Origin of the sequence: Streptomyces sp. NPDC086077 (assembly GCF_040686175.1) — a bacterium.
Lineage (GTDB): Bacteria > Actinomycetota > Actinomycetes > Streptomycetales > Streptomycetaceae > Streptomyces.
Genome location: NZ_JBFBJT010000091.1, coordinates 1 through 25182, shown reverse-complemented (window position 1 = coordinate 25182; position 25182 = coordinate 1). Strand labels below are relative to the sequence as shown.

32 protein-coding genes are annotated in these 25182 nt (G+C 69.3%); 19 read left to right on the top strand and 13 right to left on the bottom strand.

The genetic code is table 11. The features are described 5' to 3' along the window. Positions 1–191: 191 nt before the first annotated feature. Positions 192–449, bottom strand: coding sequence for a hypothetical protein (locus AB0O67_RS24415; RefSeq protein ID WP_365453697.1), 258 nt, complete (start codon positions 447–449; stop codon positions 192–194). A 361-nt stretch (positions 450–810) separates the two neighbouring features. Between AB0O67_RS24415 and AB0O67_RS24410 the strand changes: the two genes are divergently transcribed. After that, a complete protein-coding gene (locus AB0O67_RS24410; protein WP_365453694.1) occupies positions 811–1092 on the top strand; it encodes a hypothetical protein in 282 nt (93 codons plus the stop codon). 247 nt (positions 1093–1339) lie between these two features. Here AB0O67_RS24410 and AB0O67_RS24405 read toward each other — a convergent pair whose 3' ends face one another. Further along, positions 1340–1603 (bottom strand): hypothetical protein, encoded by a 264-nt coding sequence (locus tag AB0O67_RS24405; protein WP_365453691.1) that lies wholly within the window; start codon positions 1601–1603, stop codon positions 1340–1342. A 172-nt stretch (positions 1604–1775) separates the two neighbouring features. Here AB0O67_RS24405 and AB0O67_RS24400 point away from each other — a divergent pair, with 172 nt between their 5' ends. From AB0O67_RS24400 to AB0O67_RS24365, 8 genes are all read left to right on the top strand, one after another. Beyond that, complete coding sequence (locus AB0O67_RS24400; RefSeq protein ID WP_365453688.1) at positions 1776–2252, top strand: hypothetical protein; 477 nt, start codon at positions 1776–1778, stop codon at positions 2250–2252. Beyond that, the gene (locus AB0O67_RS24395; protein WP_365453685.1) at positions 2252–2398 is read left to right on the top strand and encodes a hypothetical protein; all 147 of its coding nucleotides are present in this window, start codon (positions 2252–2254) and stop codon (positions 2396–2398) included. The genes AB0O67_RS24400 and AB0O67_RS24395 overlap by 1 nt, the downstream gene beginning before the upstream one ends. A 1-nt stretch (position 2399) precedes the next feature. Then, positions 2400–2765, top strand: coding sequence for a hypothetical protein (locus AB0O67_RS24390; protein ID WP_365453682.1), 366 nt, complete (start codon positions 2400–2402; stop codon positions 2763–2765). 190 nt (positions 2766–2955) lie between these two features. Next, positions 2956–3132, top strand: coding sequence for a hypothetical protein (locus AB0O67_RS24385; protein WP_365453679.1), 177 nt, complete (start codon positions 2956–2958; stop codon positions 3130–3132). A 2-nt stretch (positions 3133–3134) separates the two neighbouring features. Continuing rightward, positions 3135–3932 (top strand): DUF2637 domain-containing protein, encoded by a 798-nt coding sequence (locus tag AB0O67_RS24380; protein ID WP_365453676.1) that lies wholly within the window; start codon positions 3135–3137, stop codon positions 3930–3932. Next, complete coding sequence (locus tag AB0O67_RS24375; protein ID WP_365453673.1) at positions 3929–4228, top strand: hypothetical protein; 300 nt, start codon at positions 3929–3931, stop codon at positions 4226–4228. The genes AB0O67_RS24380 and AB0O67_RS24375 overlap by 4 nt, the downstream gene beginning before the upstream one ends. A 2-nt stretch (positions 4229–4230) precedes the next feature. Beyond that, on the top strand, positions 4231–4572 hold the full coding sequence (locus tag AB0O67_RS24370; protein ID WP_365453670.1) for a hypothetical protein: 342 nt from the start codon (positions 4231–4233) through the stop codon (positions 4570–4572). A gap of 86 nt (positions 4573–4658) precedes the next feature. Beyond that, positions 4659–6785 (top strand): zonular occludens toxin domain-containing protein, encoded by a 2127-nt coding sequence (locus AB0O67_RS24365; RefSeq protein WP_365453667.1) that lies wholly within the window; start codon positions 4659–4661, stop codon positions 6783–6785. Between the two features lie 610 nt (positions 6786–7395). Here AB0O67_RS24365 and AB0O67_RS24360 read toward each other — a convergent pair. The 9 genes from AB0O67_RS24360 to AB0O67_RS24320 all read right to left on the bottom strand — a co-directional run bounded on the left by AB0O67_RS24360 (position 7396) and on the right by AB0O67_RS24320 (position 14059). After that, positions 7396–7788 (bottom strand): hypothetical protein, encoded by a 393-nt coding sequence (locus tag AB0O67_RS24360; protein WP_365453665.1) that lies wholly within the window; start codon positions 7786–7788, stop codon positions 7396–7398. Then, positions 7785–8132, bottom strand: a complete 348-nt coding sequence (locus tag AB0O67_RS24355) for a hypothetical protein (protein WP_365453662.1) — start codon at positions 8130–8132, stop codon at positions 7785–7787. Before AB0O67_RS24355 ends, AB0O67_RS24360 begins: the two co-directional genes overlap by 4 nt. 2 nt (positions 8133–8134) lie before the next feature. Then, complete coding sequence (locus tag AB0O67_RS24350; protein WP_365453659.1) at positions 8135–8398, bottom strand: hypothetical protein; 264 nt, start codon at positions 8396–8398, stop codon at positions 8135–8137. 181 nt (positions 8399–8579) lie between these two features. Continuing rightward, the gene (locus tag AB0O67_RS24345) at positions 8580–11459 is read right to left on the bottom strand and encodes a hypothetical protein (RefSeq protein ID WP_365453656.1); all 2880 of its coding nucleotides are present in this window, start codon (positions 11457–11459) and stop codon (positions 8580–8582) included. Then, a complete protein-coding gene (locus AB0O67_RS24340; RefSeq protein ID WP_365453653.1) occupies positions 11452–11613 on the bottom strand; it encodes a hypothetical protein in 162 nt (53 codons plus the stop codon). Before AB0O67_RS24340 ends, AB0O67_RS24345 begins: the two co-directional genes overlap by 8 nt. Before the next feature lie 10 nt (positions 11614–11623). Then, on the bottom strand, positions 11624–13126 hold the full coding sequence (locus AB0O67_RS24335) for a hypothetical protein (protein WP_365453650.1): 1503 nt from the start codon (positions 13124–13126) through the stop codon (positions 11624–11626). A gap of 107 nt (positions 13127–13233) precedes the next feature. Beyond that, the gene (locus AB0O67_RS24330) at positions 13234–13563 is read right to left on the bottom strand and encodes a hypothetical protein (protein ID WP_365453647.1); all 330 of its coding nucleotides are present in this window, start codon (positions 13561–13563) and stop codon (positions 13234–13236) included. Beyond that, positions 13560–13847 carry a DUF2742 domain-containing protein gene (locus AB0O67_RS24325; RefSeq protein WP_365453644.1) on the bottom strand — a complete coding sequence of 96 codons (288 nt, stop codon included), beginning with the start codon at positions 13845–13847 and terminating at the stop codon, positions 13560–13562. The genes AB0O67_RS24330 and AB0O67_RS24325 overlap by 4 nt, the downstream gene beginning before the upstream one ends. Beyond that, positions 13844–14059 (bottom strand): helix-turn-helix domain-containing protein, encoded by a 216-nt coding sequence (locus AB0O67_RS24320; RefSeq protein WP_365453641.1) that lies wholly within the window; start codon positions 14057–14059, stop codon positions 13844–13846. Before AB0O67_RS24320 ends, AB0O67_RS24325 begins: the two co-directional genes overlap by 4 nt. Positions 14060–14154: 95 nt before the next feature. Between AB0O67_RS24320 and AB0O67_RS24315 the strand changes: the two genes are divergently transcribed. Together AB0O67_RS24315 and AB0O67_RS24310 are read left to right on the top strand one after the other, a co-directional pair. Next, a complete protein-coding gene (locus AB0O67_RS24315; protein WP_365453638.1) occupies positions 14155–14685 on the top strand; it encodes a helix-turn-helix transcriptional regulator in 531 nt (176 codons plus the stop codon). Further along, positions 14648–15766, top strand: coding sequence for a site-specific integrase (locus tag AB0O67_RS24310; RefSeq protein ID WP_365453635.1), 1119 nt, complete (start codon positions 14648–14650; stop codon positions 15764–15766). The genes AB0O67_RS24315 and AB0O67_RS24310 overlap by 38 nt, the downstream gene beginning before the upstream one ends. A 3-nt stretch (positions 15767–15769) precedes the next feature. On the opposite strand, the gene glnA is transcribed toward AB0O67_RS24310, so the two are convergent. After that, on the bottom strand, positions 15770–17179 hold the full coding sequence (glnA, locus tag AB0O67_RS24305) for a type I glutamate--ammonia ligase (protein ID WP_365453632.1): 1410 nt from the start codon (positions 17177–17179) through the stop codon (positions 15770–15772). Between the two features lie 207 nt (positions 17180–17386). Here glnA and AB0O67_RS24300 point away from each other — a divergent pair, with 207 nt between their 5' ends. After that, on the top strand, positions 17387–17854 hold the full coding sequence (locus tag AB0O67_RS24300) for an RDD family protein (RefSeq protein ID WP_365453629.1): 468 nt from the start codon (positions 17387–17389) through the stop codon (positions 17852–17854). Positions 17855–18012: 158 nt separating this feature from the next. On the opposite strand, the gene AB0O67_RS24295 is transcribed toward AB0O67_RS24300, so the two are convergent. After that, on the bottom strand, positions 18013–19659 hold the full coding sequence (locus AB0O67_RS24295) for an FAD-dependent monooxygenase (protein WP_365453626.1): 1647 nt from the start codon (positions 19657–19659) through the stop codon (positions 18013–18015). Positions 19660–19861: 202 nt separating this feature from the next. Between AB0O67_RS24295 and AB0O67_RS24290 the strand changes: the two genes are divergently transcribed. From AB0O67_RS24290 to AB0O67_RS24260, 7 genes are read left to right on the top strand one after another with little or no spacing between them, the layout of a single operon-like run. Further along, the gene (locus AB0O67_RS24290) at positions 19862–20947 is read left to right on the top strand and encodes a TcmI family type II polyketide cyclase (RefSeq protein ID WP_365453623.1); all 1086 of its coding nucleotides are present in this window, start codon (positions 19862–19864) and stop codon (positions 20945–20947) included. 35 nt (positions 20948–20982) lie between these two features. Further along, on the top strand, positions 20983–21447 hold the full coding sequence (locus tag AB0O67_RS24285; RefSeq protein WP_365453620.1) for a cupin domain-containing protein: 465 nt from the start codon (positions 20983–20985) through the stop codon (positions 21445–21447). Then, positions 21444–22703, top strand: a complete 1260-nt coding sequence (locus AB0O67_RS24280) for a beta-ketoacyl-[acyl-carrier-protein] synthase family protein (protein ID WP_365453616.1) — start codon at positions 21444–21446, stop codon at positions 22701–22703. Before AB0O67_RS24285 ends, AB0O67_RS24280 begins: the two co-directional genes overlap by 4 nt. A gap of 7 nt (positions 22704–22710) precedes the next feature. After that, on the top strand, positions 22711–23955 hold the full coding sequence (locus AB0O67_RS24275; RefSeq protein WP_365453613.1) for a ketosynthase chain-length factor: 1245 nt from the start codon (positions 22711–22713) through the stop codon (positions 23953–23955). A gap of 44 nt (positions 23956–23999) precedes the next feature. Continuing rightward, entirely contained in the window at positions 24000–24257 is a 258-nt protein-coding gene (locus tag AB0O67_RS24270; RefSeq protein WP_365453610.1) for an acyl carrier protein, read from the top strand. Between the two features lies 1 nt (position 24258). After that, positions 24259–24738 carry an SRPBCC family protein gene (locus AB0O67_RS24265; RefSeq protein ID WP_365453607.1) on the top strand — a complete coding sequence of 160 codons (480 nt, stop codon included), beginning with the start codon at positions 24259–24261 and terminating at the stop codon, positions 24736–24738. Positions 24739–24760: 22 nt separating this feature from the next. Then, on the top strand, positions 24761–25093 hold the full coding sequence (locus AB0O67_RS24260; RefSeq protein ID WP_365453604.1) for a TcmI family type II polyketide cyclase: 333 nt from the start codon (positions 24761–24763) through the stop codon (positions 25091–25093). Positions 25094–25182 lie beyond the last annotated feature (89 nt).

The window sequence follows — 25182 nt, the reverse complement described above, 5'->3', positions numbered from 1 at the left end:
CAAAGACCCTCCACCCAGCCGCTTGCAGGTACCGGCCCACGGCGCGCACACAGGCGTCGAGGCCGGTCCCGGTACCGCGATCGGCTACGTCCACGGCCTCGTTCGACACGGCGCGCCGGCGGCCAGCGCCGCCGTCGCCGTCTCACCGGCCCGGATGTTCTCGTTCATCCCGCCTCCGGCTCCGCGGCGCTCTAGTAAGGGGCCCGGAAGTTGATGTAGCCCAGCAGGACGATCACCGCGACCACGCACCCGAGCACCACGACCGTCGACACCCACGAGGACCGGCGGCGGGTCAGGTGCTCAGGGGCGGCGCGGAACGGCACCGGAGCGGGTGGGTTGTTCTTCCAGCGCGCGGCGAGCATCCGGGCCCGCGCCGAAGGCTCCTTGTGTTCGGCGTCGTCCGCCCATCTGAGGTCGAACTCCCGCTCCGTGCCGTCCTGTTCGGACATCCCCGTGTACCTCTCTCGAACATCGGTTCCCGGATCGATCATCCCCTGTGAACGGCGATCAGGGGAAGTCCGAAAAGCCGCCGCAGCCACGGCGCCCGGTCGGCCCCGTACGTCTTGCGGCTGAGGATGCCGTGTGATCGGGGGCGGGCTTAGCCTGGAGGGGGAGCTGCTCTCCGGGACGCGCCTCACGGCGACACCCTGCTCACCAACCGACAGCCCACATGCCACACGGACCGCGGCTGATACGTACGCCTCTCAGTCAGGCGACGACACCGACGACCGCGCCGTACCTCCTCGACGGCGGCTGCGGCCATCCGTCCGGCTCGTGCTCCGCACGCTGGGATGGAAGGAAGGCTTTTCCATGAACGCACCACGCGCACGGCGTCTCTTCGCGATGTCCGCCATCGGCGTGCTGATGGCCAGTGGCGCCGCCATCGGCGCAGCCGGCACGGCTTCGGCAGCCACCCCGACCACCAACGTGCCCGCGAACTGGGGCGGGGACGACTGGCGCGACCGCGGCGGCTGGGGTAACGACCGGTTCGGCTACTACAACAACTTCGGCTTCGGCGGCTTCGGCGGTTATGGCGGATACGGCGGATACGGCGGATACGGCGGTGGCCCCGTCGTGATCGTGGTCCGCTGAGTTCGGTAGCGGCTGCCCCGTCCGGGGCGAACTGACGAGGGCCGCCACCTGGAGCACTCCAGGTGGCGGCCCTCACCGCGTCTCACACGTCAGCGCAGCTCACACATGGGTGCGGCCCGCTTCGGCGCCTGTCACACGTCGAAGTACAGCTCGAACTTCAATGGGCCCTCTGCCATCTGCGGCGGAGGGACCGTAACGCGTTGACCAGCGGTTTTGTGCGTTGGCTGGTGTTTGGTAGCGACGGTAGCTATTGATCGTCCTGCGGACTGGTTGCGGACTGCTGGTCGTCACCGTCCGCAGCCTTCACGATCCGCCGAACCTGCTGGCGCGTGTAGCCGGTGGCCTCGCAGATGTCCTTCTGTGCGACCCCGTCGGCGTCCGCTTGCGCAATAGCCGCGGCCAGCTCCTGCCGCAGGATCTCCGCTCGGGTCTCGGCGTCTCTGAACCTGCGCGCGAGCTGCGCCAGTGATCGCTTATCCATGGCGCACAGTGTGGCAGTCGTCGTTTCCATGGAACATGACGTTACCCAGAGATCATTCATTTGCCTAGGTGTCAGACCTGTTGACAGGGAACATGGTGTTCCCTACTGTCGTCCATGTCGCCGAAAACGGCGGCGGCCCCGCCCGGTGCTACCAACACCAGAACGGGGCCTACGGATCTACCTGCGTACACAGGAGAACCGCATGGCAAAGTCTGCCATCACCCCGAACAACGTCCACCCGTTCCCGGCCATAAGGCCCGGCTTCAAGCTGGTGCCGGCCCGCATCGGACGCGGTGAGCAGAAGCAGATCGTGTACGTCGAGTGCCCGCTGTGGTGCACCGAGGACCACGTCGACAACTTCCAGTACGACCTCGGGGACATCACCCACTACAGCGACATGTCCGGCGTGACCGTGCCGACCATGACGAGCGACTACGACCGCGCCACCTGGTCGGCGCGGATCGCCTCCGACCCGACCGCGTCGGAGCCGGGCCTGCGCGCCGCGCACATCCTCGTCGACGACGAGACGCCCGACGAGGCACGCCTCACCCCGGAGATGGCTGAGGAGCTGGCCGACGAGCTGGTCGGTTTCGCCGCCGCCATCCGTCACGCCGCCCGCACGGCCCGCCTGCACAACGCCTCCCAGTCCGTCCCGCAGCAGCGTGGGGAGGCCGTCTGATGCCGCGCCGTAACAGCAACGTGAATCGCAGCCGCTACCAGGTCGACCCGGTGGACCTGACCCGCGTGGAGTCGACGCCGGACCTGCCGCCGCTGCCCCGTGAGACCCGCGCCCGGCGGCGGGCCCTGAAGATCCGGGGCTGGTGACGTGAACGACCGCATCGTCAGCCTGAAGACGCTCGACTCCGGGACGGTCACCGTGCGCGAGCCGGTCTGGTGCCTCGGGCACGAGGGCGACCCGGTCGTGCACCTGGCGGACGTCACCCACAACGGTGAGTGGACGTCCGCCACGGTCGACACGGCCCGCGGCCCGGTCGAGTTCCTGCGAGCGCGCCTGTCGTGGGCGCCGTTCGGGGAGCTGCAGCCGGAGCCGTACCCGGTGGTCGAGGTCGTCGACGTCGGCGACCTGAACCCCGAGCAGCTGCGCGCGCTGGCCGCTGAGGCCGCCGTGCATGCGGGCCGCCTGTACTCGCTGGCCAACCAGCTTGACCGGCTGTGGAGGTACGGCCGGTGACCGCGAAGTGGCCTGTACGCCGGCCGACCGAGCATGCCGCGTTGCGCGCGGTGTGCCGGTCGGCCCGGCCGACCCCTCCCGTTCCTGCCCTGATGGCTGCGCTGCTCGACGCGAACGAGCGGCGTGACCGTGAGGGCGTCTGTCTGGCCGCGCACCGTGTGGTGCGGGCCGCCGCCCCGGAGGTGGGCGAATGAGCTCCCGTTTCGACCTGACCAACTCCGACCGCATCGGCATCCGCCTCGCCCGCGAGGCGCTGGCCAAGTCCGAGCAGCTGGACCTTTCCGACGACCGGGAGATGGCCCGCATGATCGGTCGCTTCGAGGCTGTCGTCGAGGACCTGCTGAACATCCTGGAGGGCGAGCAGTGAAGATGAACCCGACTCGCGCCCTGGCCGTCGCCGCTGGCGTGGTCATCATCGCGCTGACCGCTACGGCGTTCTGGCTCTCGTATGCGCATCTCGCCGAGGTCGCCCTGGCACACGGCATGGAGGGCAAGGAGATCCGCGCTTGGGCGTGGCCGGCCTGCCTGGACCTGTTCATCATGGCGGGCGAGATCCTGTGGCTTCGGGCGTCCCTGAGTCACCGCGTCGACTGGTGGGCGATCGCCCTGACGGTCATCGGCTCCGGTGGCTCCATCGCCCTGAACGTGGCGGGTGTCGGCTCGCACGCCGACCCGCTCGACTACGTGGTGGCCGCGGTACCGCCGACGGCCGCGCTGCTGGCGTTCGGCGCCCTCATGCGGCAGATCCACCAGGCCCTCGCCGGTCAGGTGTCTGGATTCCAGACACCTGCCGAGGTGACCGGCAACCGTGGCGATATCACCACGGTTGAGGCGCCAACCGTTGCCCAGACGGTCACGGTTGCCGAGCCCGCCCCGGTGGTCATCCCGCCCGTTCCCGCGCTGGAGGCAGGGACGTTCTGGAGCGAGACGAAGGCATCCGATCTGTCCACCAAGCTGACCACCGCGGTCCCCGCTGCGCCACCTCGTCAGGTGGTCACCGTCCCGGTCGCCGTGACGCCCACTGACCTGCGCCGTGAGGCTCGCAGGCTCAACCGCGAGGCGGTCAGGTCGACGTCGCGGCCGGTGACCATCAAGACGCTGCAGGACGAACTGGGCCTGTCCCGCCGTGAGGCGACCGACCTGCGCCGAGAGGTGGTCACGCCGTGAGCGATCTGGAGAAGGCCGCCCGGGACGCGGTCGAGGCCGCCGACAACTCGGAGATGGTCCGGCAGATTGCCGCGATCCTCGCTGCTCAGCAGCTGGTCAACCAGCAGCCCCCCGTTGCTCAGCAGGCAACGCAGCCGTTCGACGCACGCAAGTGGTTGGTCGTCGGCGGGGTGGTCGTCTCCGTCGGCCTGGTCGGCGCCCTGTTCGCCGTCGCCATTGCCATCGGCGCCGTGTGCGCCACCGCGAGCCTGCTCATCCTGCGCGGGCTGTGGAACGACTTCCAGAAGGGGAAGTGACCATGACCAAGTCGTCGTACACCCGGGGCGAGAAGTGGCAGCTGGCCCGCCTCGTCGGCAAGGCCGCCCGGCAGTCGATGCGCGGTGACCGCAACGAGGACACCATCAGCGCGAGCGTGAAGCGGCAGGTCGAGCGGATCGAGGAGCGGGCCGCCCTCCGCGGCGAGGCCGAGGCCGACGCCCTGGCCGCACGGCTGGAGAAGGCCCGTCGTGCGGCTGCAGCCGCGAAGGCCAGCATGCGGGCCGCCAGCACGAGCAAGGACCGGGCCGCCGCCCGGCAGCAGATGAATGAGCACGAGCGGACCGCGCGTCGCCTCGAAGGCGACCTGCGCCGCTACCTGTGACCACGCCCCGGGGACGGCCTCCCACCGCCAAGCAAGCGACCGTCCCCGGGCCCCCTATCCCTCACAAGAGAGAAGGAACCCCCAGCATGACGGATCTTGTCCCCGAGCGGGTGAACGGGCACGCGGCGCCGAAGGTGTCGCTGCTCAAGTTCGCTCCGGAGCAGACGCCCGCACCGGCCCCCCAGCAGCCCGAACGGCCGCGCCGCCGGGTGCGTATCGACTCGCTGCGGCGCGTCGTCGTCGAGACCCGCACGAGCCCCGCCTACCGCTTCACCGTCCGCCACGGCGCCTACGTCGTCGGCGGCACCCGCATCCTCACCAAGCGCGCCTGGGACTCAAGGACGACCGCCCGGCACGAACGGTTCATGCGTGCAGCCGAGGCAGCCGGGCAGGAAGACGTGGCCCGCGACTGGGAGCAGCGGGCGTACATCTTCCGCCAGTCCCGCCACCGGCGCCGTATGGAGCTTCTGCAGCTGGCCATCAACGCCCCGAAGGCGATCGCCATGGGCACGGCCGGCGGGGCGGGCATCCTGCTGATTCTCGGCATCATGCTGGCCTGGGCCAGCGGTGACGTCTCCGACGTCCTCACCCCCATCCGTACCGTGGTCGAGCTGGTCGCGTGGGCTGCGTTCATCGCCGGAGTGGTCTGGGACGTGCTGCTCGTGGCCCTGCCGTGGCTGGTCCTCGCCGGGGTGTGGGCGGTCGGCCGGCAGCGGCAGGCGGCCCCCGCCTGGGCGCTGCCCGGGGACCCTGAGCAGCGGGACGTCGTGCCCGACGAGAACGCCATCCTGCGGGCGCTGGGCAACCTGTCCATCGCCCCGCTGAACAAGGCCATCAAGGACGGCTGGCAGCCGCGTTGGGTGCAGCCCACGACCCGCTCGGGGAACGGCTGGCACACCCAGCTGCAGCTGCCGCTCGGTGTCACCGTCGAGATGATCGCCGGGAAGAAGAACGTCCTGGCGCACAACCTGATGCGCAAGCCGGTCGAGACGTGGCCGACCGAACCGCCTACGCAGCCGGGCGTGCTCGACCTGTGGGTGGCCGATCAGGGCTCCCTGTCCGGTGTGGTGCCGCCGTGGCCGCTGCTCACCGAGGGGACGGCCGACTACTTCAAGGGCGTACCGGTCGCCGTGTCACAGCGCGGCGAGCCCATCATCGGGAAGCTGATGGCCGCCAACTACATGGTCGGCGGCATCATGGGCTCGGGTAAGACGTCCATCGTCATCACGCTGCTGCTCGGCGCGATCCTCGACCCGCTGGTGGTCGTCGAGGCCTACGTCATGGCGTACAACGTCGACTACGACCCGCTGAAGCCGCGGCTCAGCGTGCTCGTCAAGGGCGACGAGGACGACGACATCCGGGCCGCGCTGGTCGCCCTGCGGAACCTGCGAGACGAGGTCACCGAGCGGGGCAAGCTGCTGGAGGAGCTCGGCGGCGAGGCGACCAAGCTGACGCGGGAACTGGCCCAGCGGGACACCCGGATGCGGCCGAAGGTCGTCGTCTTCGACGAGTGCCACGAGCTGTTCATGCACAAGACCTACGGCAAAGAGGCCGCTGAGCTGGCCGTGAAGGTGATGAAGAAGGCCCGCAAGGTGGGCATCACCCTCATCTGGACCACGGTCTCGCCGACCGCGGAAAGCCTGCCGCGGGACGTCACCCGCAACACCTCGCACCGCCTGGCGTTCGCCGTGGGCGACCACGTCGCCAACGATGGTCTGCTCGGCTCCGGGAAGCACAAGGCCGGCATCACCGCGACCACGCTGATCCCTGGCGAGGACGTCGGCACCGCCGTGTCCGTGGGCTTCAGCAACAAGCCGTTCGAGGTGATCCGCTCCCACTACGTGGCGCGGGACCCGGAGAAGGGCGTCGACGAGGTCACGCCGGTCGTCGAGCGGGCGATGGGCCTGCACGAGGGAACCGGCCCGGTGGACGCGCCCGCGTTCGCCCCGGTCGACCACCTCGCCAACATCGCGGCCGTGTTGGGGCACGAGCCGAAGATGCGGACGCAGGACGTGCTGCACGGACTGCAGGACCTCAACCCGGCCGAGTACGGCAGCTGGTCGTTCCGCGACCTCAAGGGCGTCCTCGACGACGCCGGGCACGGCGAGTACAAGACCAACGGCGGCAAGATGCACGTCAGTCTCGACCGGATCCTCGACGCGATCGCGGCCCGGGAGGACGACGACGAAGACGAGGGAGGCACCGAGGAGTAGGGGAGTTCTCCCTACCCGCCTCCCTGCCCTGCCTCCCCGGGCCTGGCCTGCATAAACGGCAGTTGAGGGAGGCGAGGGAGGCACCCACTAGGGGAGCCCTGAGACCCGGATTTCGGGTCTCAGGGCTCCCCTTTTCTGCTTCCCTCCCCGGCCACTAATCCGGCGAAGGTGACTTCCGGGAAATAACAGGAGGTAACAGACAGTGAGGGTGACGGAGAGTGACAGCCGCTAATGTGACCCAACTCAGTTCGCATGGATTAGGGCTCTCAAATCGGCCGCGCAAAAAATCGAGCGAGAGGTGCGGTTGGGTCGCCCATCTGCGGTTTTTCACGATGACTCCGCGCCCCCCTCCCCTGGGGGCTGGGCTCGTCTGCCTGCTGCTCGTGGTGACTTCGCGTCGTGGTGCGAGCGGGCGAGCCGGTGTGCTCACCGTGGGTGGTCGCCACACCTGACCGCCGCGGGCGGGGTGGGCAGCGCTGTGCCCAGCACTCCGGGTGTGGGGTGCTGGGCACAGGGTGCGGGCCGGGACGCAGGCAGGTCATCGGGTCACACGCGGGACCCTCGCTGCCTTGCCAGTGAAGACCGTCCGGTTTGACGTCCCGTCCCTGGTCTAGGCGGCCGGCGGGAGTGCCAGGCGGATGGTGCGTTCGGTCATGAGCCGGTCGGCGAGGGCGAGCACGGCGCGGCGCCGTTGCACGAGGACGCGGCGGGCGTTCCGTTCGGCAGCCCACAGAGCGTCGAGGCCGTGTCGTTGCTCCATGGCCTGCAGGTCGCCGCATGACAGGTCGAGGTAGGGCACGGTGCCGAGTTCCCGCTGCCACAGGTCGCCGGCCGACGTGATGGCGGCGGTGACGCTGGGGGCGCAGTGCGGGGATATCTGCGTGTAGCCGGTGCCGTTGGCGCGCAGGTGGATGTCGTAGACGGGTACGCGGTGGTGCAGGGCGACGATGGTGTGCGCGGCCTCGTGTTCGGCGCAGGCTCGCAGCTGGTCGGTGCGGGTCATGCCGTGTCGTCTCCGCCGTTCCAGGCTTCGCGGATGCTGCCGCGGAGCGCGTCGTGCATGGCTTGCCGGGTGGCGCGTTCACGGTCGGCGCGGCGGCGGCGGCCCCAGTGCTCGCCTGCGGCCCTCTCCTGGTCCGCCTGGGCGACGGAGAAGGCGAACCCGTCCGCGAGGAGCTGTTCCCGTTCGCTGAGCGCCCTGGGGGCCGTCTGGCGGGCGCCGGCGGGCAGGGTGGGGAGTTGACCGGTGCGGCCCTCCCGTCCTTCCCTGGCGAGCTTCCTGGTGGCCGCGCGGTCCCTCTCGGGTGCCCCGCTGCGGATGAGGGCGAGACGCTGTTCCTGGTCCATGGTCAGTTCCCTCCGGTGAGGTTGCGGGTGATGCGGTCGACGTACAGCTGCCAGATGTCCTCGCTGCATTCGCCGGTGACGAGGGCGAGGTCGCGGGCGAGGCCGGTGGTGAAGGCGGCGAACGCGGTGATGACGTCGATGGGTTCGGCCTGTTCGAGGTCTTCGATGATCTGGTCGAGGGTGCGGTCGATGGCCGGTTCGGGGTCGGCGAGGGCGCCGGTGATGAGGGCGACAGCGTCGCGGACGGTGGTGGCGCGTGTGGTCATCAGGAGTCCTAGGCGACGTTGGGGTGCCGTGTGGGGCACTGGGGGAGGTGGGTGTTGCCGCAGGACGGCCGGCGACGGCAGACGGCCGCTCCGCAGCCGAGGGGGCAGCGCAGGTATTGGCCGCGCCAGAGGCGTCGGGCGCAGGTGGCGCACCAGGTGCGGCGGGCCGTCGTGGCGGTCCTCATGCGGGCCGTCCGATGCGCTGGCGGGCCTCTTCCTGGCGCTGGAACAGCTTGAAGTCCTCGATGTCGACGACGGACTTCCGCGCGTTGAACGTGAAGTGGTTGGTGACGCTGGGCTGGCCGGCCTCGCCGTTGCTGCTGTTGCTTGCCGCCACGGGCGCGGGCAGACCGGGACTGATCGCGCGGCCCGCGGGGATCCGCCCGTCACCGGCCGCACCGATCAGAGCGCGAGTCGTCAGCGCATCGAAGACCCGGGCAGCCTCCCCGAATATCACCAGCTCCGGGCCCTCTTCACCGACGAGCGCAAACTCACCGGCGCGGGGCGTGCCACCGCTGGCGTACTTGGAGTAGCCGCCCTCTCCCTGCTGCGGCCGTCCCGTGTTGTTGGCGGCCGCGATTTCGCGCCGCACCGTAGTGACGTGGTGCGTCGTGTAGGTGTGGGCCGTCTTCCCGTCGAGGTTGTTCAGGGCCCTGTTCACCGCGCTGATGCTGACTAGCGCCTTGCCGTTGGCGGTGTATACCTCGGTCTTCCCGTCGGGCAGCTGACGGGTCTTGAGGCCCACCTGTTCAAGCGCCTTGATCGCTGCCGCGTTCAGGGTGTCGACACGGACGCTCTTGGCGCCGGGCGTGTTCCGGATTTCGGTCTGTACGGCCTTAAGGCCGCTGATGGCGTCCTCGCGTTCCAGCCGGACCGCGGTCTTGACCTCGGCGGGTGTGCCAAGCAGCGTGTTGACGTACTCGCGGGCTTCCCGATCGGTCATGCCGGTCGCTTCGGCCAGGCGGAGCATTTCCGAGCGGAGGCCGTCCGACTTCTTCGTCATCGACCCGAGCGATTCACCTGCGGCGAGGCCCGCGGCGAGCATTTCGTCGTTGGCTTTGGCGGCTCCGGACATGGCCTGAGCGTTCGCCCGGCCGGCCTCGGTGTTCAGGTCGAGCGTCGCACCGTTCTCCTTGAACGATTCCGTGAGCGCGTCGAGGCTCGCCTCGAAACCGATCTGCGCGTCGTAGGCGGACCGGTGTGCGTCGTTCAGGGCCAGGATGGCCTGCCGGAGCCCGTCCGCGGACTGCTTCTGCATCTCCAGCTGGCCCTGCACCTCGATCGCCTGGTCGCCGAAGATGCCCATGGACGCTGCGGCGAGGCGGTTCTCCAGGGCGTGCCCGGCGACGGCTTCCCGGTATTCGCCGAACAGGCCGTTGATGGTTTCGGTGGAGTAGCCGGCGTCCCTCATCGCGTCCGAGATGGCCTGGAAGTTGTCGGCTGCGGCGGTGGTGTAGCCGTTCGAGACGAGGGAGGCCATGCCCTTGTCGAGGGCGTCGAATTCGCTGCGGAGGCTGCTGAGGCTTTCCTCGCCCTTGCTGATGTCGTTGATCTTCCCGGAGATCCAGTCTGCGGCGTCGTCGAGGCCGGGGATGCGGAACCCGAACGCTGTCTCGTTGGCCTTGTCCGTCTCCGTCTGCAGCTTCCGCACCTTGTCGATGAGGCCGTCCATGTCGCCGAACGTCTTGGCGAGTTCGCCGCTGAACCGTCCGGAGTCGGCGAGGTTGCGCAGCGACAGGGCCAGCTTGTCGACGTCGGGGGCGGAGGCGCGGCCCTTGTCTCCGAGCTGGTCGAGGCCGATCAGCAGCAGGCCGATACCGGTACCCGCCATGGCGATCTTCGCTGTGCGGGACAGGGCGCCGATCGCGGCTCCCGTGGCGGCGAGCGCTCCGGGCGCTGCGGCTGCCGCCACCCGGGCGGCGGCGATCTGCGTGCCGAGGGAGCCGATTGCCGCGCCGGCGGCCGCGGACCCGGCCGCCGCGAGCTTGACGGCCTTGATGGCGATGGCCAGCTGCAGGAAGAGAGCGATGGCGTCCGGGGGGACAGCCGAGACGATGCCGGAGAGAACGTTGATGACGTCGAGCATGCCCATGCCGGCCTCGGATCCGGCTTCGAGGACGTGGAAGAGGGCTTCGGCGACGTTCTCCAGCGTGTCCATGACGACAGGCCCGGCCTGCTGGGCGTAGTCGAAGAACTGCGTGATGCCGCTGTCGTTGTACTGCCCGGCTTCCAGCTTGGCGAGGAACACGGTGAGGTTGTCGACGGCCTCGCGCATGGTCCGTTCGGAGAACGCCTGCACCTTGCCGGTGAGGACGTCGAAGCCGGGGGTGGAGATGCCGCCGGCGACGAGGGTGACGAGCCGGTCGAACTGCCCGGAGGCGTCCTGCACGAAGCCGGTCGTCTTCGGCAGGAGCGCGTTCGTCACGGCGACGCCCTTGATGAACGGGGCCATCACGTCGCCGGACAGGCTGTCGGACCACTCCTGGTAATTGTCCTTCAGCAGGCCTACCGCGACGGCTGCCTCGCGGGTGGCCGGGGGAAGCTGGGCCAGCTTCTGCTGGTAGGCGACGAGGGCCGTGGACGCTTCGTCGCTGCCTGCCCCTGAGGTGCGCAGGGCCTCCTCGTACTTGTCCTGCAGCTGTGTGGCTTCGCTGATGGCGCCCATCTGCGGGCCCAGCGCGAGGGCGTAGGCGCCCGCTGCGAGGGCTACGGCACCGAACTGGGCGGCGACGGCCGCAGCCGACGACGCCAGGCCTGCGGCGGCGGGCAGGGCCGCGGGGAGAAGGCTGATGAGGTTGGCGTTGAGGGCTTCGCCGAGCCGTCCGGTCTCCTCGGACAGGCTGCGGACGCTGTTTCGGGTGTTGTCGGCACCGTCGGCCAGGCGCCGCAGGGCTTCGTCGGTCGTCAGGAAGCGGCCCTGAAGGTCCCGCAGCCGGCCGTCGGCGTCCGCGGTGATACCTGCGAGACGGAGCCGGAGTCGGTCGGCGCTGTCGGCGGTGCCGTTCAGGACGCGGGACAGTTCGTCCCGGCCCGACAGGGTGAACGTGAGGCGCTCAGCCACGGCGGCCACCTCGCTTGATCTTCGTGCTGTGCCGGATCTCAAGCCCGTACTGGCGGGCCTCGTTCAGCTCGGCGCGCTGCCGCTTCTGCCGCATGCGCTTGGTCTTCGCCGCGGCGATACGCGCGGCTATCTGCTGCTCGACGTGACTGGTCATGGTTCTCCGTTCAGAGGGGCCCGTCGTATGAGGACCCGTCGACGGCCGGGCCGGGACCGAAGTCCTCTTCGTAGACGGACTGGTCGGCGGGGTTTTGGTACGGCTGGTGGCCGTTCTGCTGGCGTTCCTCGTCCGCGATCTGGCGGCTCAGTGCCAGCCAGCCGGCGACCTTGGCGTCAGTGCCCACGAGCGGCCTGCCGCGAGGAGTGAAGAGGTCTTCCACCGAGGCGGCCCGGTAGTCGTCGGCGCTGTGCGTGTCGGCGCGGGCGCCGGTCGCCATGCGCTGCCGCGCGCGGACCATGGCCCGGTCCCACATGTCCCCGTTGCCGCTGCTCTGCCGTGCCAGGAAGGCGACGCGCTTGGGGTGGCAGTCGGGGCAGGCCTGCATCTCCCCGTCGATGACCCGGGTGCGGAACCGGATGTTGGTCCGCGCATGCGGGTTCTCCAGCAGGCAGGGCTGGCAGGCTTCCGGCAACTGTGGGGATTTGCCCACGGCTGCCGGGTGGCAGTTCGGGCAGGGCTTCTCTGTCCAGCTGGTCGGGTCGTGTCGCAGGCTCACATCCGTTGCGGCTGCCGGGTTGAAGCGCAGGCAGGTGTCGCAGGCCGGCGGCAGAACCGTGGTGCTCTGCACCATGGTTGCCTCGGGGAGCTCTTCCTCCTTCAGCCGGTGCGCGTACACGGCGGCGGGATCACGCACGCTCGGATCGTCGCTGATGTCGAGATAGCGGCGTAGCCCGTTCTCGGTCCATCCGTCCTTGAAGGCGGCAGCTACACGGATGGTCAGCTTGGCTCGCCGTGTCTGTCCTGGCTGCCTGCCTCGGTAGGTAAGGCCGTCGACGAACGACTCGGCCCGCGCAAGCGGCTTGTCCTGTTCTTGATCTTCTGAAGAAAAGAACTCTCCGCCTCCGCCTCCCTCGGTTCCGTCACCACTGATGACGGGTCCGTCCTCGGGGGCCTCAGCCACGGAGGTGGTGGAGGTGGTGCTTGATGAATTACTACGTGATGGAACTACGTGATGGGGGAGCGCCTGGGCGCTCCCTTCAAAACCGGGAACGCTCCCTTCAAAACTCGGATCGCTCCCTTCAAAATCCGGGATCGCTCCCTTCAAAGACTCGGGAAGGGAGTCCCTTGGCGCTCCCTTCAAAGAGGGGTCCGGGGCGTTGAAGGGAGCGACAGGCGCTCCCTTCAAACTGTCGGCACCGTGCGGGGAGTCCTCAGGCGCTCCCTTCAACGCGTCCGAGGCGCTCCCTTCAAGACCCGGCGCCCGGAACGGGGGCGCTCCCAGGATCTCCAAGCGGCGCTCCCATACCGGCTGAGGCACCGACGCGGCGTACACCGAGGCGCGCACGATCGTTGTCCCGTTAGGGCCGCGCCGTGCGCCGCCACGCTCGACCTGCAACAGCCAGCCCTCGGCTACAGCCCAACGCAGGAGCTTCGCCCACGTCTTCTCGTGCGGGCCGAACTGAGCCAGGCCGGCGTTCCCCGGGCGGACCCTGCCGCCGTCGGCGCTCATGAACACACCGAGCGGCAGCAGCTTGAAGTTCGTCGGGTGCGGGACGCTCATCAGCATCAGCCGCTCCCACTCGAACCGGCCGACGCGGACGGGGTCCTTCTCGTCACTCATAGGCGCACCCATTGATCCGTGAGCGGCTGAACGAGAAACGCGTGGCGCTGCGGGTCGAACGGCTCAACCTCGGGCGCGCAGAACGCGGGCGCGTCCGTGTGGACGTCGCAGCGCTGTACTCGGGCCTCAGGGAGCCAGCCGGGGCCGGCGTCGATGGCGTACAGGATGCCGGTGCGGCTCACGATGTACGCCCACTCACCGCAATCGCGGGGCCAGGCGAGGAACGAGCACCGTTTGCCCTTCGTGGTGAGTCCCGTGCAGAACATCGGGTTCGGCGCCACGTACAGGTTGTCGTCGGCGAGTACGGCGATCCGTTCGGAACTCACAGCTGCCTCCACTTCTCGGCGGCGCTGAGCATGGCCGCGAGCTTGGAGGGGTCGGTGTCGTCGAGGGCTTCCCACTCGGGGCTTCCGTACTGGGGGAAGTCGCTCGTGGCCCATGCCGTTTCGGCGCGCGCCCACCAGTCGGCGACAACGTCCTCCGACTGGGGTCCTCGCGGGACCTCCGTCGGCTGCGCTACGGTGGCGGCAGACCCGCTGCCTGCCGCCGCTCGGTCTTCACGATCCCCGGGAGCTAGGGACTCCCGGGGATCAGTGCTGTCGGTCGTCATGCTGCGCCGGCCTCCGTCTGCTCGGCGTCCCAAGCGTCGAGCGCGGCGACGGAGTAGAGCACCCTCCGACCTCGCTTGACGCCACCGGGGATGTAGCCGGTGTGCCGCCAGTACCGGACCGTGCTGGGCACTGTGCGGTAGCGCGCTGCGACCTCGTTTGTGGTCAGGTACGCGGGGCTTGCAGCCGCGGACAGCGCAAGACTCTGCTTCATGCAATCCTCCTGCGGTATCGGCAAGTGATCTCGCTTGAGGATTGCACCGGCTGCGGCTTGCAGTCAACCTCCTCCAACGTCTACCGTCGATTCTCATGGAGGATCAAAACGCGAAGGGGCAGGCTAAGGGCACTCCGTCAATGGAGGACGCTCTTGGATTCCACTCCCCTGAGGAGCTCGTTGGTCAGCGCGTCAAACAGTTCCGGGAGATTCGAGGCTGGTCGCAGAGGGACTTGGCCCAACGGATGCTTGACCAGGGGCACTCATGGCGTCAGACGACCGTGGCCAAGACGGAGGCGGCCGATCGCCCGATCCGTGTCAACGAGCTGCACGAACTGGCTAACGTCCTAGGCGTCACGGTCGTGGACCTCATGACAATGCCGCTCGATGACGAGTTCGCCGAGCTGACGGTAAGGCTCGGCGAGCTGCAAGTTCGCCAGACCGTAGCCCGTCAGCGACTCGCGGACGCCAAGCGAGCAAAGGACCGTGCCGCTTCAGATCTCACGGACGCGCAGCAGGAGCTCGATGAGGTCGAGCAGGAGGTGCAGTCCTGCTGGGAAGCGATTCGTCAGCACAAGGGGAATGCCAGTGGCGAGCAAGAGCATCAAGAAGAGGCCGAACGGTAAGTGGCGGGCCCGGTACCGGGACCTCGCCGGCAAGGAGCACGCACGCCACTTCGACCGGAAGATCGACGGTGAGCGGTGGCTCGACGAGGTGACGGCCGCGCTGGTCACCAACACCTACGTCGACCCCAAGGATAAGAAGCTGACGGTCGACCAGTGGTGCGATCTCTGGCTTGAGTCCTACGCCAAGCGCGAGTCGACGGTGCGCCAGGCGAAGGTGCATCTGGCGCAGATCCGCGAGGAGTTCGGGAGCCTCCCGCTGCTGGCTGTCGACGAGATGGCGGTGAAGCGGTGGATGGCCCGCCTGCTGCGCGAGGGCGTCTCGCAGTCGTACCGCTTCGCCCTGCACAGCCGCCTGTCCCAGGTGATGAGGGCCGCGGTCCGGGCGAAGAAGCTGACGGCCAACCCGTGCTCACGCGAGACGTCGCCCGGCGGCGGCAAGCAGCGGCCCTATGTCTGCACGGACGCGCAGCTGTGGCAGCTGTACGAGGCGGCCGAGGAGAAGTACCGTCCCGCCCTGCTGCTGGGTGCGTTCGCCGGCCTGCGTACAGCGGAGGCGTGTGGGCTGCGCCTGGTCGACGTCGACCTCGACGCGCGGACGGTGACGCCGACGCTGCAGTATCCGGACCTGCCGCTCAAGACGGAGTCGAGCTTGGCCGCGGTGCCGATCCCGGACGCGTTCGTGGGGGAGCTGAAGCGGCTGCTCGACGGCCGCACGGATGGCTGGGTGTTGCTCGATGACGAGGGTGTACAGCTGGGCCCGTGGAAGGTCGAGCGCCACATGCGGAGGATTCGCAAGCAGGTGCCGGGGCTGTCGCCGGAGTTCCGGTTCCACGATCTTCGCCACTACTACGCGAGCATGCTCATCGCGAGCGGCGCCGATGTCAAGATCGTCCAGCAGCGGCTGCGGCACTCGAAGGCGACGACGACGCTGAACACATACGGTCACCTCTGGCCCGACTCGGACCAGTCGACCCGGGCCGCTGTCGAGCGAGCGATGGGACCCTTGATCAAAAATGCTGCGGACCCTCTGCGGACTGTTGAAGAGTCCGCAGAGGGTCCGTCCAGCGTAGAGCCCTCTTGATCTTTACACGTCGAAGTACAGCTCGAACTCGTGCGGGTGCGGACGCAGCTGCAGCGGGGCGATCTCGTTCGTGCGCTTGTAGTCGATCCACGTCTCGATCAGGTCGGGGGTGAAGACGTCGCCCTGGAGGAGGAACTCGTGGTCGGCCTCGAGGCGGTCGAGGACGGCGCCGAGGGAGGTCGGGACCTGCGAGACGCCCGCGTGCTCCTCGGGAGCCAGCTCGTACAGGTCCTTGTCGATCGGCTCGGCCGGCTCGATCTTGTTCTTGATGCCGTCCAGACCTGCGAGGAGCAGTGCCGAGAAGGCCAGGTACGGGTTGCCCGAGGAGTCCGGGGCGCGGAACTCGACGCGCTTGGCCTTCGGGTTGGAGCCCGTGATCGGGATACGCATCGCGGCCGAGCGGTTGCGCTGCGAGTACACCAGGTTGACCGGCGCCTCGAAGCCCGGCACCAGGCGGTGGTACGAGTTCACCGTCGGGTTGGTGAACGCGAGCAGCGACGGAGCGTGCTTGAGGATGCCGCCGATGTAGTAGCGGGCGGTGTCCGACAGGCCGGCGTAGCCCTGCTCGTCGTAGAACAGCGGGTCGCCGTTGCTCCACAGCGACTGGTGGACGTGCATGCCCGAGCCGTTGTCACCGAAGATCGGCTTCGGCATGAAGGTCGCGGTCTTGCCGTTGCGCCAGGCGACGTTCTTCACGATGTACTTGAAGAGCTGAAGGTCGTCGGCGGCGGCGAGCAGCGTGTTGAACTTGTAGTTGATCTCGGCCTGGCCGGCGGTGCCCACCTCGTGGTGCTGGCGCTCGACCTGCAGGCCGGCCCGGTCCAGCTCCAGGGAGATCTCGGCACGCAGGTCGGCGAAGTGGTCGACCGGCGGGGTCGGGAAGTAGCCACCCTTGTAGCGGACCTTGTAACCGCGGTTGTCCTCCAGCGCGCCGGTGTTCCAGGCGCCCGCCTCGGAGTCGATGTGGTAGAAGGACTCGTTCTCCGACGTCTTGAAACGGACGCTGTCGAAGACGTAGAACTCGGCCTCCGGGCCGAAGAAGGCGGTGTCGGCGATACCGGTGGAGGCGAGGTAGGCCTCGGCCTTCTTCGCCACGTTCCGCGGGTCACGGGAGTACTGCTCACCGGTGATCGGGTCGTGGATGAAGAAGTTGATGTTGACCGTCTTGTCCCGGCGGAACGGGTCCACGCGAGCGGTGGACAGATCGGCGCGCAGCGCCATGTCGGACTCGTGGATGGCCTGGAAACCGCGGATCGAGGATCCGTCGAAGGCCAGCTCCTCCTCCGCGTCGAACGCCGCAGCCGGAATCGTGAAGTGCTGCATGACGCCCGGCAGGTCGCAGAAGCGGACGTCGATGAACTTGACGTCCTCGTCGGCGATGAACTTCTTGGCCTCGTCGGCGTTCTGGAACATCCAGCTCCTCCTACTCCCGACCGTCCCGCCGGGGTGGTAGTTCGTTCGTGCGGCCAGTGCGGTGGCACATGCTGACCCGACCCTAGGGACGCGTCATTTCTCGGGCGTGACCCATTTGTTTCGCAGAAGTTAACCGGCTCTGTTCCACCGTAACGCGGACCCACCCCGCCGTACCTTGGTCAAATCCGGGCGCAGTACCTTTGTCGGGTGGACAAGAGGCAAGCAATCGGATCATGGCTCTCCGGCCCCCGCGCGGCCATGGAGGACGCCGGTGCGGACTTCGGCTACCGGGGCGAGCAGCTCGGCCTGCCGGAGCAGGGGCCCGGATCGATCGCCCGCCCGGGCCGGCGGCTCGGCGCGCTGGCCGTCGACTGGGGTCTGTGCCTCATGATCGCATACAGCTTGATCACGGACGGCTACGGCCAGGCGACCGGCAACTGGGCCCTGCTGATCTTCTTCGTCATGAGCGTCCTGACCGTCGGCACGATCGGCATCACCCCCGGCAAGCGCCTCTTCGGCGTGCGCGTGATCGCCCTCGACACGGGCACCGCCCACCCCGGCCGCGCGCTGCTGCGCACGGTCCTCCTCTGCCTGGCCGTCCCCGCCCTGATCTGGGACCGCGACGGCCGCGGCCTGCACGACCGGGTCGCCCGCACGGTCGAGGTACGCATCTGACGTCTGGCATCTGACATTCGGGCGGCCCGCTGCCTGACGGGCGGCGGGCTCCCGCTCCGGCCGGCCGGGAGGCGAGAGGTGCACCCGTCCGACAAGCAGAAGGCCACCCGCACCGGTCGGTGCGGGTGGCCTTCGTCGTGCGGCCGGGCCGGCCGGGATCAGCTGCCGTGCAGGACCGTCGCCAGGACCCGGCGCAGTTCGGCCTCCGGGTCCGCCGCGCCCGTGGACGCGCGCCAGGCCACGAATCCGTCGGGACGCACCAGCACCGCCCCGTCGGCCGACGTGCCGTGCGTCGCCGCCCAGTCGTCGTCCTCCGTGTCGAGCGCCAGCTCGGCATCGGCTCCGGCACCGATCCGGTAGGCGTCCAGCCGTACGCCGTCCGCGTCGGCGATGCGCCGGGCGGCGGCGTGCCAGGCCTGGCCCGCGCCGGAACCGGCGTCGCACAACAGCACCAGTGACCGCTCGTACAGGTCGAGCGTGGAGACCCGCTCGCCCGCACGGCGCAGCCACATGTGCGGGGCCCGGCTGCCCGGCTCCGCGGTCAGGCGCATCCCCTCGGGCACGACCGGCTCGGTCGGGTCGGCGCCCACGACGGCGCCCTCCGGGTAGCGGTAGGCGAGGACGATGTTGAGGATGCCGCCGCGCTTGCCGCCACCGACGCCGGGGGCCGGGGCGAAGCCGGGGTGGCTGTGCTCCACCGAGCGGGTCGAGGCGCGGGCGCTGGTGGCCATGGCGACCGGCCGGCGCTCGGCGTCGTAGGTCTCCAGCAGCCCGGGGCCTGCCCAGCCCTCGAGGACGGCCGACAGCTTCCAGGCCAGGTTGTGGGCGTCCTGGATACCGGTGTTGGAGCCGAACGCGCCTGTCGGGGACATCTCGTGGGCGGAGTCGCCGACGAGGAAGACCCGGTCGTGGGCGTACCGGTCGGCGACCCGTTCGGCCGCACGCCAGGACGCCCTTCCGGTGATCTCCACGTCGAGGTCGGGCGCGCCGACCGCCTGCCGGATGTGCCGCTGGAGCCGCTCCTCGGTGAACTCCTCCAGAGTTTCGCCGTGTTCCGGGTGCCAGGGAGCGTGGAAGACCCAGTTCTCCTTGTTGTCGATGGGCAGCAGCGCGCCGTCCGCCTCGGGGTTCGTGAGGTAGCAGCAGATGAAGCGCCGGTCGCCGACGATGCCGGCCAGCAGCTTGGACCGGAAGGTGATGCTCACGTTGGCGAAGAGGTCGCCCGGCCCGCTCTGCCCGATGCCGAGCCGGTTTCTGACGGGGCTGCGCGGGCCGTCGGCCGCGACCAGGTAGTCCGCGCGGACGGTGTTCAGCTCGTCGCTGTCGCGGTCACGGACGTACGCCGTCACCCCTTCGGCACCCTGCTCGAAGGACTCCAGCTCGTGGAAGTACCTCAGGTCGCCGCCGAGCGCCTCGGCGTTCTTCCTGAGCACCGGCTCCAGGTCGTTCTGACTGCACAGGCACCACCCGGAAGGGCTGAACTTCGCGAGGCCGCCGCCCGGGTCGATCTCCTTGAACAGCCATTCGCCGGCGTCCCCGACGAGCGTCGGGGTCTGCATGATGCCGTGGTTCTCCGCGAGGAGGGAGGCCGCCGTCCTGATGTCCGGCTCGACGCCGGCAACCCGGTAAAGCTCCATCGTCCGCACGTTGTTGCCGCGGCCGCGGGGGTGGATCGAGGTCCCGGCGTGCCGCTCGACGAGCATGTGACGCACGCCCAGACGGCCCAGGAAGAGGGACAGGGACAGGCCCACCAGAGAGCCGCCCACGACGAGGACGGAAACCTGGTGATCGGCTTTCTGCTGCATCAAGGACTCCTGAGGCAGTGGTGGGGGGTGGGGAAGTTGTCGGAGTTCTCATGCCCTCTCGAAGGGCCTCCGCGTGATCTATCACCCGCGTGGTTCACGCGAGTCGCGCACTCCGGGGGACCGGCAGAGGATCAAGAGGCGCTGACGTCGCGTCATCGGCGGCGGCGTTCGCCTCTGCCTCCAGAGAAGGAGATTCCGCAGCATGACCACTACGTCGGAAAAGGTTTCGCAGCAGCTGACGCGACAGGTGTCGAAACGGGTCTCCCAGTCCGTGTTCGACGGCTCCCCCCTCAGGGTCGTCCTGCTGGTCGACGTATACGACGGTGCCCAGCAGCAGTTCCTGGAGGCATACGAGCAACTGTGCAACCAGGTGGCCAAGGTGCCCGGCCACGTCAGTGACCAGCTGTGCCAGTCCATCGAGAATCCCTCCCAATGGCTCATCACCAGTGAGTGGGAGAGTGCCCCGCCGTTCCTCGCCTGGGTGAACAGCGAGGAGCACGTGCAGATGGTGCAGCCGATGCACAGCTGCATCCGGGACACCCGCTCGCTGCGCTTCCACGTCGTGCGCGAGATGGGCCGCGGACTGGCGAAGGTCGACCCGGCCAAGCGCCACCTGCAGATGAACCCCCGGATCGGCGACGGTGTGATCCGCCACGCCCTGACCTTCACGGTCAAGCCGGGCAGCGAGCCGGAGGTCGCGAAGATCCTCGCGAACTACGACTCGCCCGAGACGCATGTGGACGAGACCACGCGTCTGGTCCGCACCTCTCTGTTCATGATCGGCAACCGGGTCGTACGGGCCATCGAGGTCCGCGGCGACCTGCTGCAGGCGCTGCGCCACGTCGCCCGGCAGCCCGAGGTAAGGGCTGTCGAGGAGGCCATCAACCCGTACCTGGAGCAGGAGCGCGACCTCAGCTGCGACGAGTCCGCGCGCGTGTTCTTCACCCGGGCGGCCCTGCCGGCCGTGCACCACGTCGACTCGGACGAACTGCACGAGGGTGAGCGGCACGCCCTCTACATCCCCGCCCGGCCGGGCTGCGGGATGCAGCTGGCCGAGGCGCTCGCCCGGCTGGACGAGGACGCGGCGGAGGAGCCGGGCACCCCGGTCCTGCGCAGCACGGTCTTCCAGCGCGACGACGTCGTCGTCCGCCTGGTCGACGTACGACCTGGCGCGGGCGTCGAGGCGGCCCTGCCGAGGCCCGGGGCGCTGGCCCCGCTGAAGTCCCTGCTGGACGGCGACGCCGCCGGCATGGAGCTCATCACCGACCGCCGCTCGCCGGACGCCTGACCCCATCAGGCGCAGCACACCCACGGAGGAACGTCGTGATCAAACCCCTTCCGAAGATCGTGGACCTCAGCGAGGTCGAGCCCAACACCCGGCGCGGCGGCGATCTGCGCGCCATGCTGACCCCCACCACGGTCGGCTCCACCAGCGGTTTCATGGGCGTGGCCATCGTGCACCCCGGGGACCGCATCGGTGAGCACTACCACCCGTACTCCGAGGAGTTCGTGTACGTCGTCTGCGGTCAGCTGGAGGTGGACCTGGACGGCGAACCGCACCCGCTCCGGCCGGAGCAGGGTCTGATGATCCCCGCCCACATGCGTCACCGCTTCCGGAACGTGGGCAACGTGGAGGCCCGCATCGTCTTCCACCTGGGTCCGCTGGCCCCGCGCCCGAGCCTGGGGCACGTCGACACGGAGGAGACGGACGTCATCGGGGCCGCCGCGGTGGTCACGGAGCCCGCCTCCGCGGGTGCCGCCCACGACCGAGGTGAGGTTCGGTCATGAGCCGGCGTGTGGCGGTGACCGGCATAGGCATCGTCGCCCCGGGCGGCATCGGTGTACCGGCCTTCTGGGACCTGCTGGCCAACGGCCGGACCGCGACCCGGGGCATCACCTTCTTCGACCCCTCGGGACTGCGGTCGCAGATAGCCGCCGAGTGCGACTTCGACCCGGCCGCGCACGGCCTGGACGAGGAACAGGTCGCGCGCGCGGACCGGTACATACAGTTCGCTCTGGTCGCCGGTGCGGAGGCGGTGCGGGACTCCGGTCTCGACCTGAACCGCGAGAACCCGTGGCGGATCGGGGTGTCCGTGGGCACCGCGGTCGGCGGCACCACCCGGCTGGAGCACGACTACGTCCTGGTCAGTCACCACGGCGAGCGCTGGGACGTCGACCACAGGGAGGCGGAGGCACATCTGCACCGGGCGTTCTCGCCCAGTACGGTCGCCTCCGCGGTGGCGGAACGTTTCGGCGCCCAGGGTCCGGTGCAGACCGTCTCCACCGGCTGCACCTCGGGCCTGGACGCCGTCGGGTACGCCTTCCACACGGTGGAGGAGGGCCGGGCCGACATCTGCATAGCGGGTGCCTCGGACTCCCCGATCTCCCCGATCACCATGGCCTGCTTCGACGCGATCAAGGCCACGTCACCCAACAACGACGACCCGGCCCACGCCTCCCGGCCCTTCGACAACAACCGTGACGGCTTCGTCATGGGCGAGGGCGGCGCCGTGCTCGTCCTGGAGGAACTGGAACACGCACGGGCCCGCGGTGCCCACGTGTACTGCGAACTGGGCGGCTACGCCACCTTCGGCAACGCCTACCACATGACCGGCCTGACCAGCGAGGGTCTGGAGATGGCCCGGGCGATAGATCTGGCACTCGACCACGCCCGGCTGGACCCGACCGCGATCGACTACGTCAACGCACACGGATCCGGCACCCGGCAGAACGACCGCCACGAGACGGCGGCCGTGAAGCGGGCGCTCGGCCAGCACGCCTACGACACCCCCATGAGCTCCATCAAGTCGATGGTGGGGCACTCACTCGGGGCGATCGGGGCGATCGAGGTGGTCGCCTGTGTGCTGGCCCTCGCCAAGCAGGTCGTACCGCCGACCGCCAACTACGAGACCCCCGACCCCGAGTGCGACCTGGACTACGTCCCGCGTGTCGCCCGCGAACGGAAGCTCTCCAGCGTCCTGTCCGTGGGCAGCGGGTTCGGGGGCTTCCAGTCGGCGGTGGTCCTGACCCGAACGAGGGAGTGAGGACACGATGAGCGAACCGCACGATCGGCGCGCGGCCGTCACCGGCATCGGGGTGGTCGCGCCCAACGGCACCACCATTGACACCTTCTGGAAGGCCACCAAGGAAGGCCTCAACGTCCTCGACCGGGTCACCCGCGAGGGCTGTGAGCACCTTCCGCTGAAGGTGGCCGGCGAGGTCCGGGGCTTCGACCCGGCGGCGACGATCGAGGAGCGGTTCCTCGTCCAGACCGACCGGTTCACGCACTTCGCCATGGCTGCCGCGGACTTCGCGCTGGAGGACGCGCGGCTCGGGCAGGCCGACACCTCCGAGGAGCCGTACTCCATCGGTGTGGTCACGGCCGCCGGCTCCGGCGGTGGTGAGTTCGGCCAGCGCGAGCTGCAGCAGCTGTGGGGCAAGGGCAGCCGGTTCGTCGGCCCCTACCAGTCCATCGCCTGGTTCTACGCCGCGAGCACCGGCCAGATCTCCATCCGCCGCAAGCTCAAGGGCCCCTGCTCGGTCGTCGCCTCCGACGAGGCCGGCGGTCTGGACGCCCTGGCGCACGCGGCGCGTGCGGTGCGCCGCGGCACCGACGTGATCGTGGCCGGTTCCACCGAGGCGCCGCTGGCGCCGTACTCGGTGGTCTGCCAGGTCGGCTACCAGGAGCTGAGCACCGTCGCCGACCCGACCCGCGCGTACCGCCCGTTCACGGAGGCCGCCTGCGGGTTCGTGCCGGCCGAGGGCGGCGCGATGCTCGTGGTGGAGGCGGAGAGCTCGGCCCGCGAACGCGGTGCCGAGGTCCGGGCCTTCGTCGCCGGGCACTCGGCGACCTTCACCGGCGCCTCCCGCTGGACCGAGTCCCGGGACGGGCTCGCCCAGGCGATCCGGGGTGCCCTGGACGAGGCCGGCTGTGCCCCGGAGGAGGTCGACGTGGTCTTCGCCGACGCCCTCGGGGTGCCGGAGGCCGACCGTGCGGAGGCACTGGCCATCGCGGACGCACTCGGTGCGCACGGGCGGCGCGTGCCCGTCACGGCGCCCAAGACCGGGATCGGCCGCGGGTACTGCGCGGCGCCGGTGCTGGACACCACGGCGGCGGTGCTGGCCCTTGAGCACGGCGTGATCCCGCCCACCCCCGGCGTCTTCGACATCTGCCACGACCTCGACCTCGTGACCGGCCGCGCCCGCGCTGCCGAGCTGCGTACGGCGCTGGTCCTCAGCAGGGGCCTCATGGGGTCGAACTCGGCGCTCGTGCTGCGACGCGGCGGCGCCGGGTGAGCCGAACACACCAGCTGCCCTGCAGCAAAGGAGAAGGGATCGCTATGAGTCACCGCATCACACTGGAAGAGCTGTCCGAGCTCATGAAGAAGGCCGCCGGAGTCTCGGTCTCTCCCGAGGAGCTCCAGCAGCGGTACGACGCGGGCTTCGACGCCCTCGGCATCGACTCGCTCGGACTGCTCGGCATCGTCGGCGAGCTGGAGAACCGGCACGGGGCGCCGATGCCCAACGACGCGGAGCGTTCCAAGACGCCCCGCCAGTTCCTCGACCTCGTCAACAGCGCACTTCCCGCGGGAGCCTGACATGGCCGGACACACCCAGAACGAGATCACCATCGCCGCGCCCGTCGACCTGGTCTGGGACATGACCAACGACGTCGCCAACTGGCCGCAGCTGTTCAGCGAGTACGCCAGTGCCGAGATCCTCACCAAGGAGGGGAACACCACCACCTTCCGGCTCACCATGCACCCGGACGAGAACGGCAAGGTGTGGAGCTGGGTCTCGGAGCGGGACGCCGACCGCGAGCACCTCAGCGTCGAGGCCCGTCGCGTGGAGACCGGCCCCTTCGCCTACATGAACATCCGGTGGGAGTACGAGGAGGTCCCGGACGGCACCCGGATGGTCTGGACGCAGGACTTCTCGATGAAGCCGGACGCGCCGGTCGACGACGCGTGGATGACCGACAACATCAACAAGAACTCCAAGATCCAGATGGCTCTGATCCGGGACAAGATCCAGCAGGCGGCCGCCGGTCACCGGTCCGCCCCGGCCCTGGCCGACTGAGCCGGAGGACAGGAGTAGACCCGTGCATCAGGCACTGATCGTCGCCAAGATGGCTCCCGGTTCCGCGCCCGACATCGCCAAGGTGTTCGCGGAGTCCGACCGTGGAGAGCTGCCGCACCTCATCGGCGTCGTCCGGCGCAGCCTCTTCCAGTTCGGCGACGTGTACATGCATCTCGTCGAGTCCGAGCGCGAGCCGGGACCGGCCATCGCCAAGGTCACCTCGCACCCCGAGTTCGTCGGGATCAGCGAGCGCCTCTCCGCGTACGTCAGCGCGTACGACCCGGAGACCTGGCGGTCCCCGAAGGACGCGATGGCGCAGCGCTTCTACCTCTGGGAGCGCGACGCCCGCGCCTGACCCCACCCCTGTCAGGCCACCGGTGCCGGGCCCCCGGGCAAAGCGGGCCCCGCCCCCGGGTTGACGGGAAGCCGGGCGCGCACCCCGAG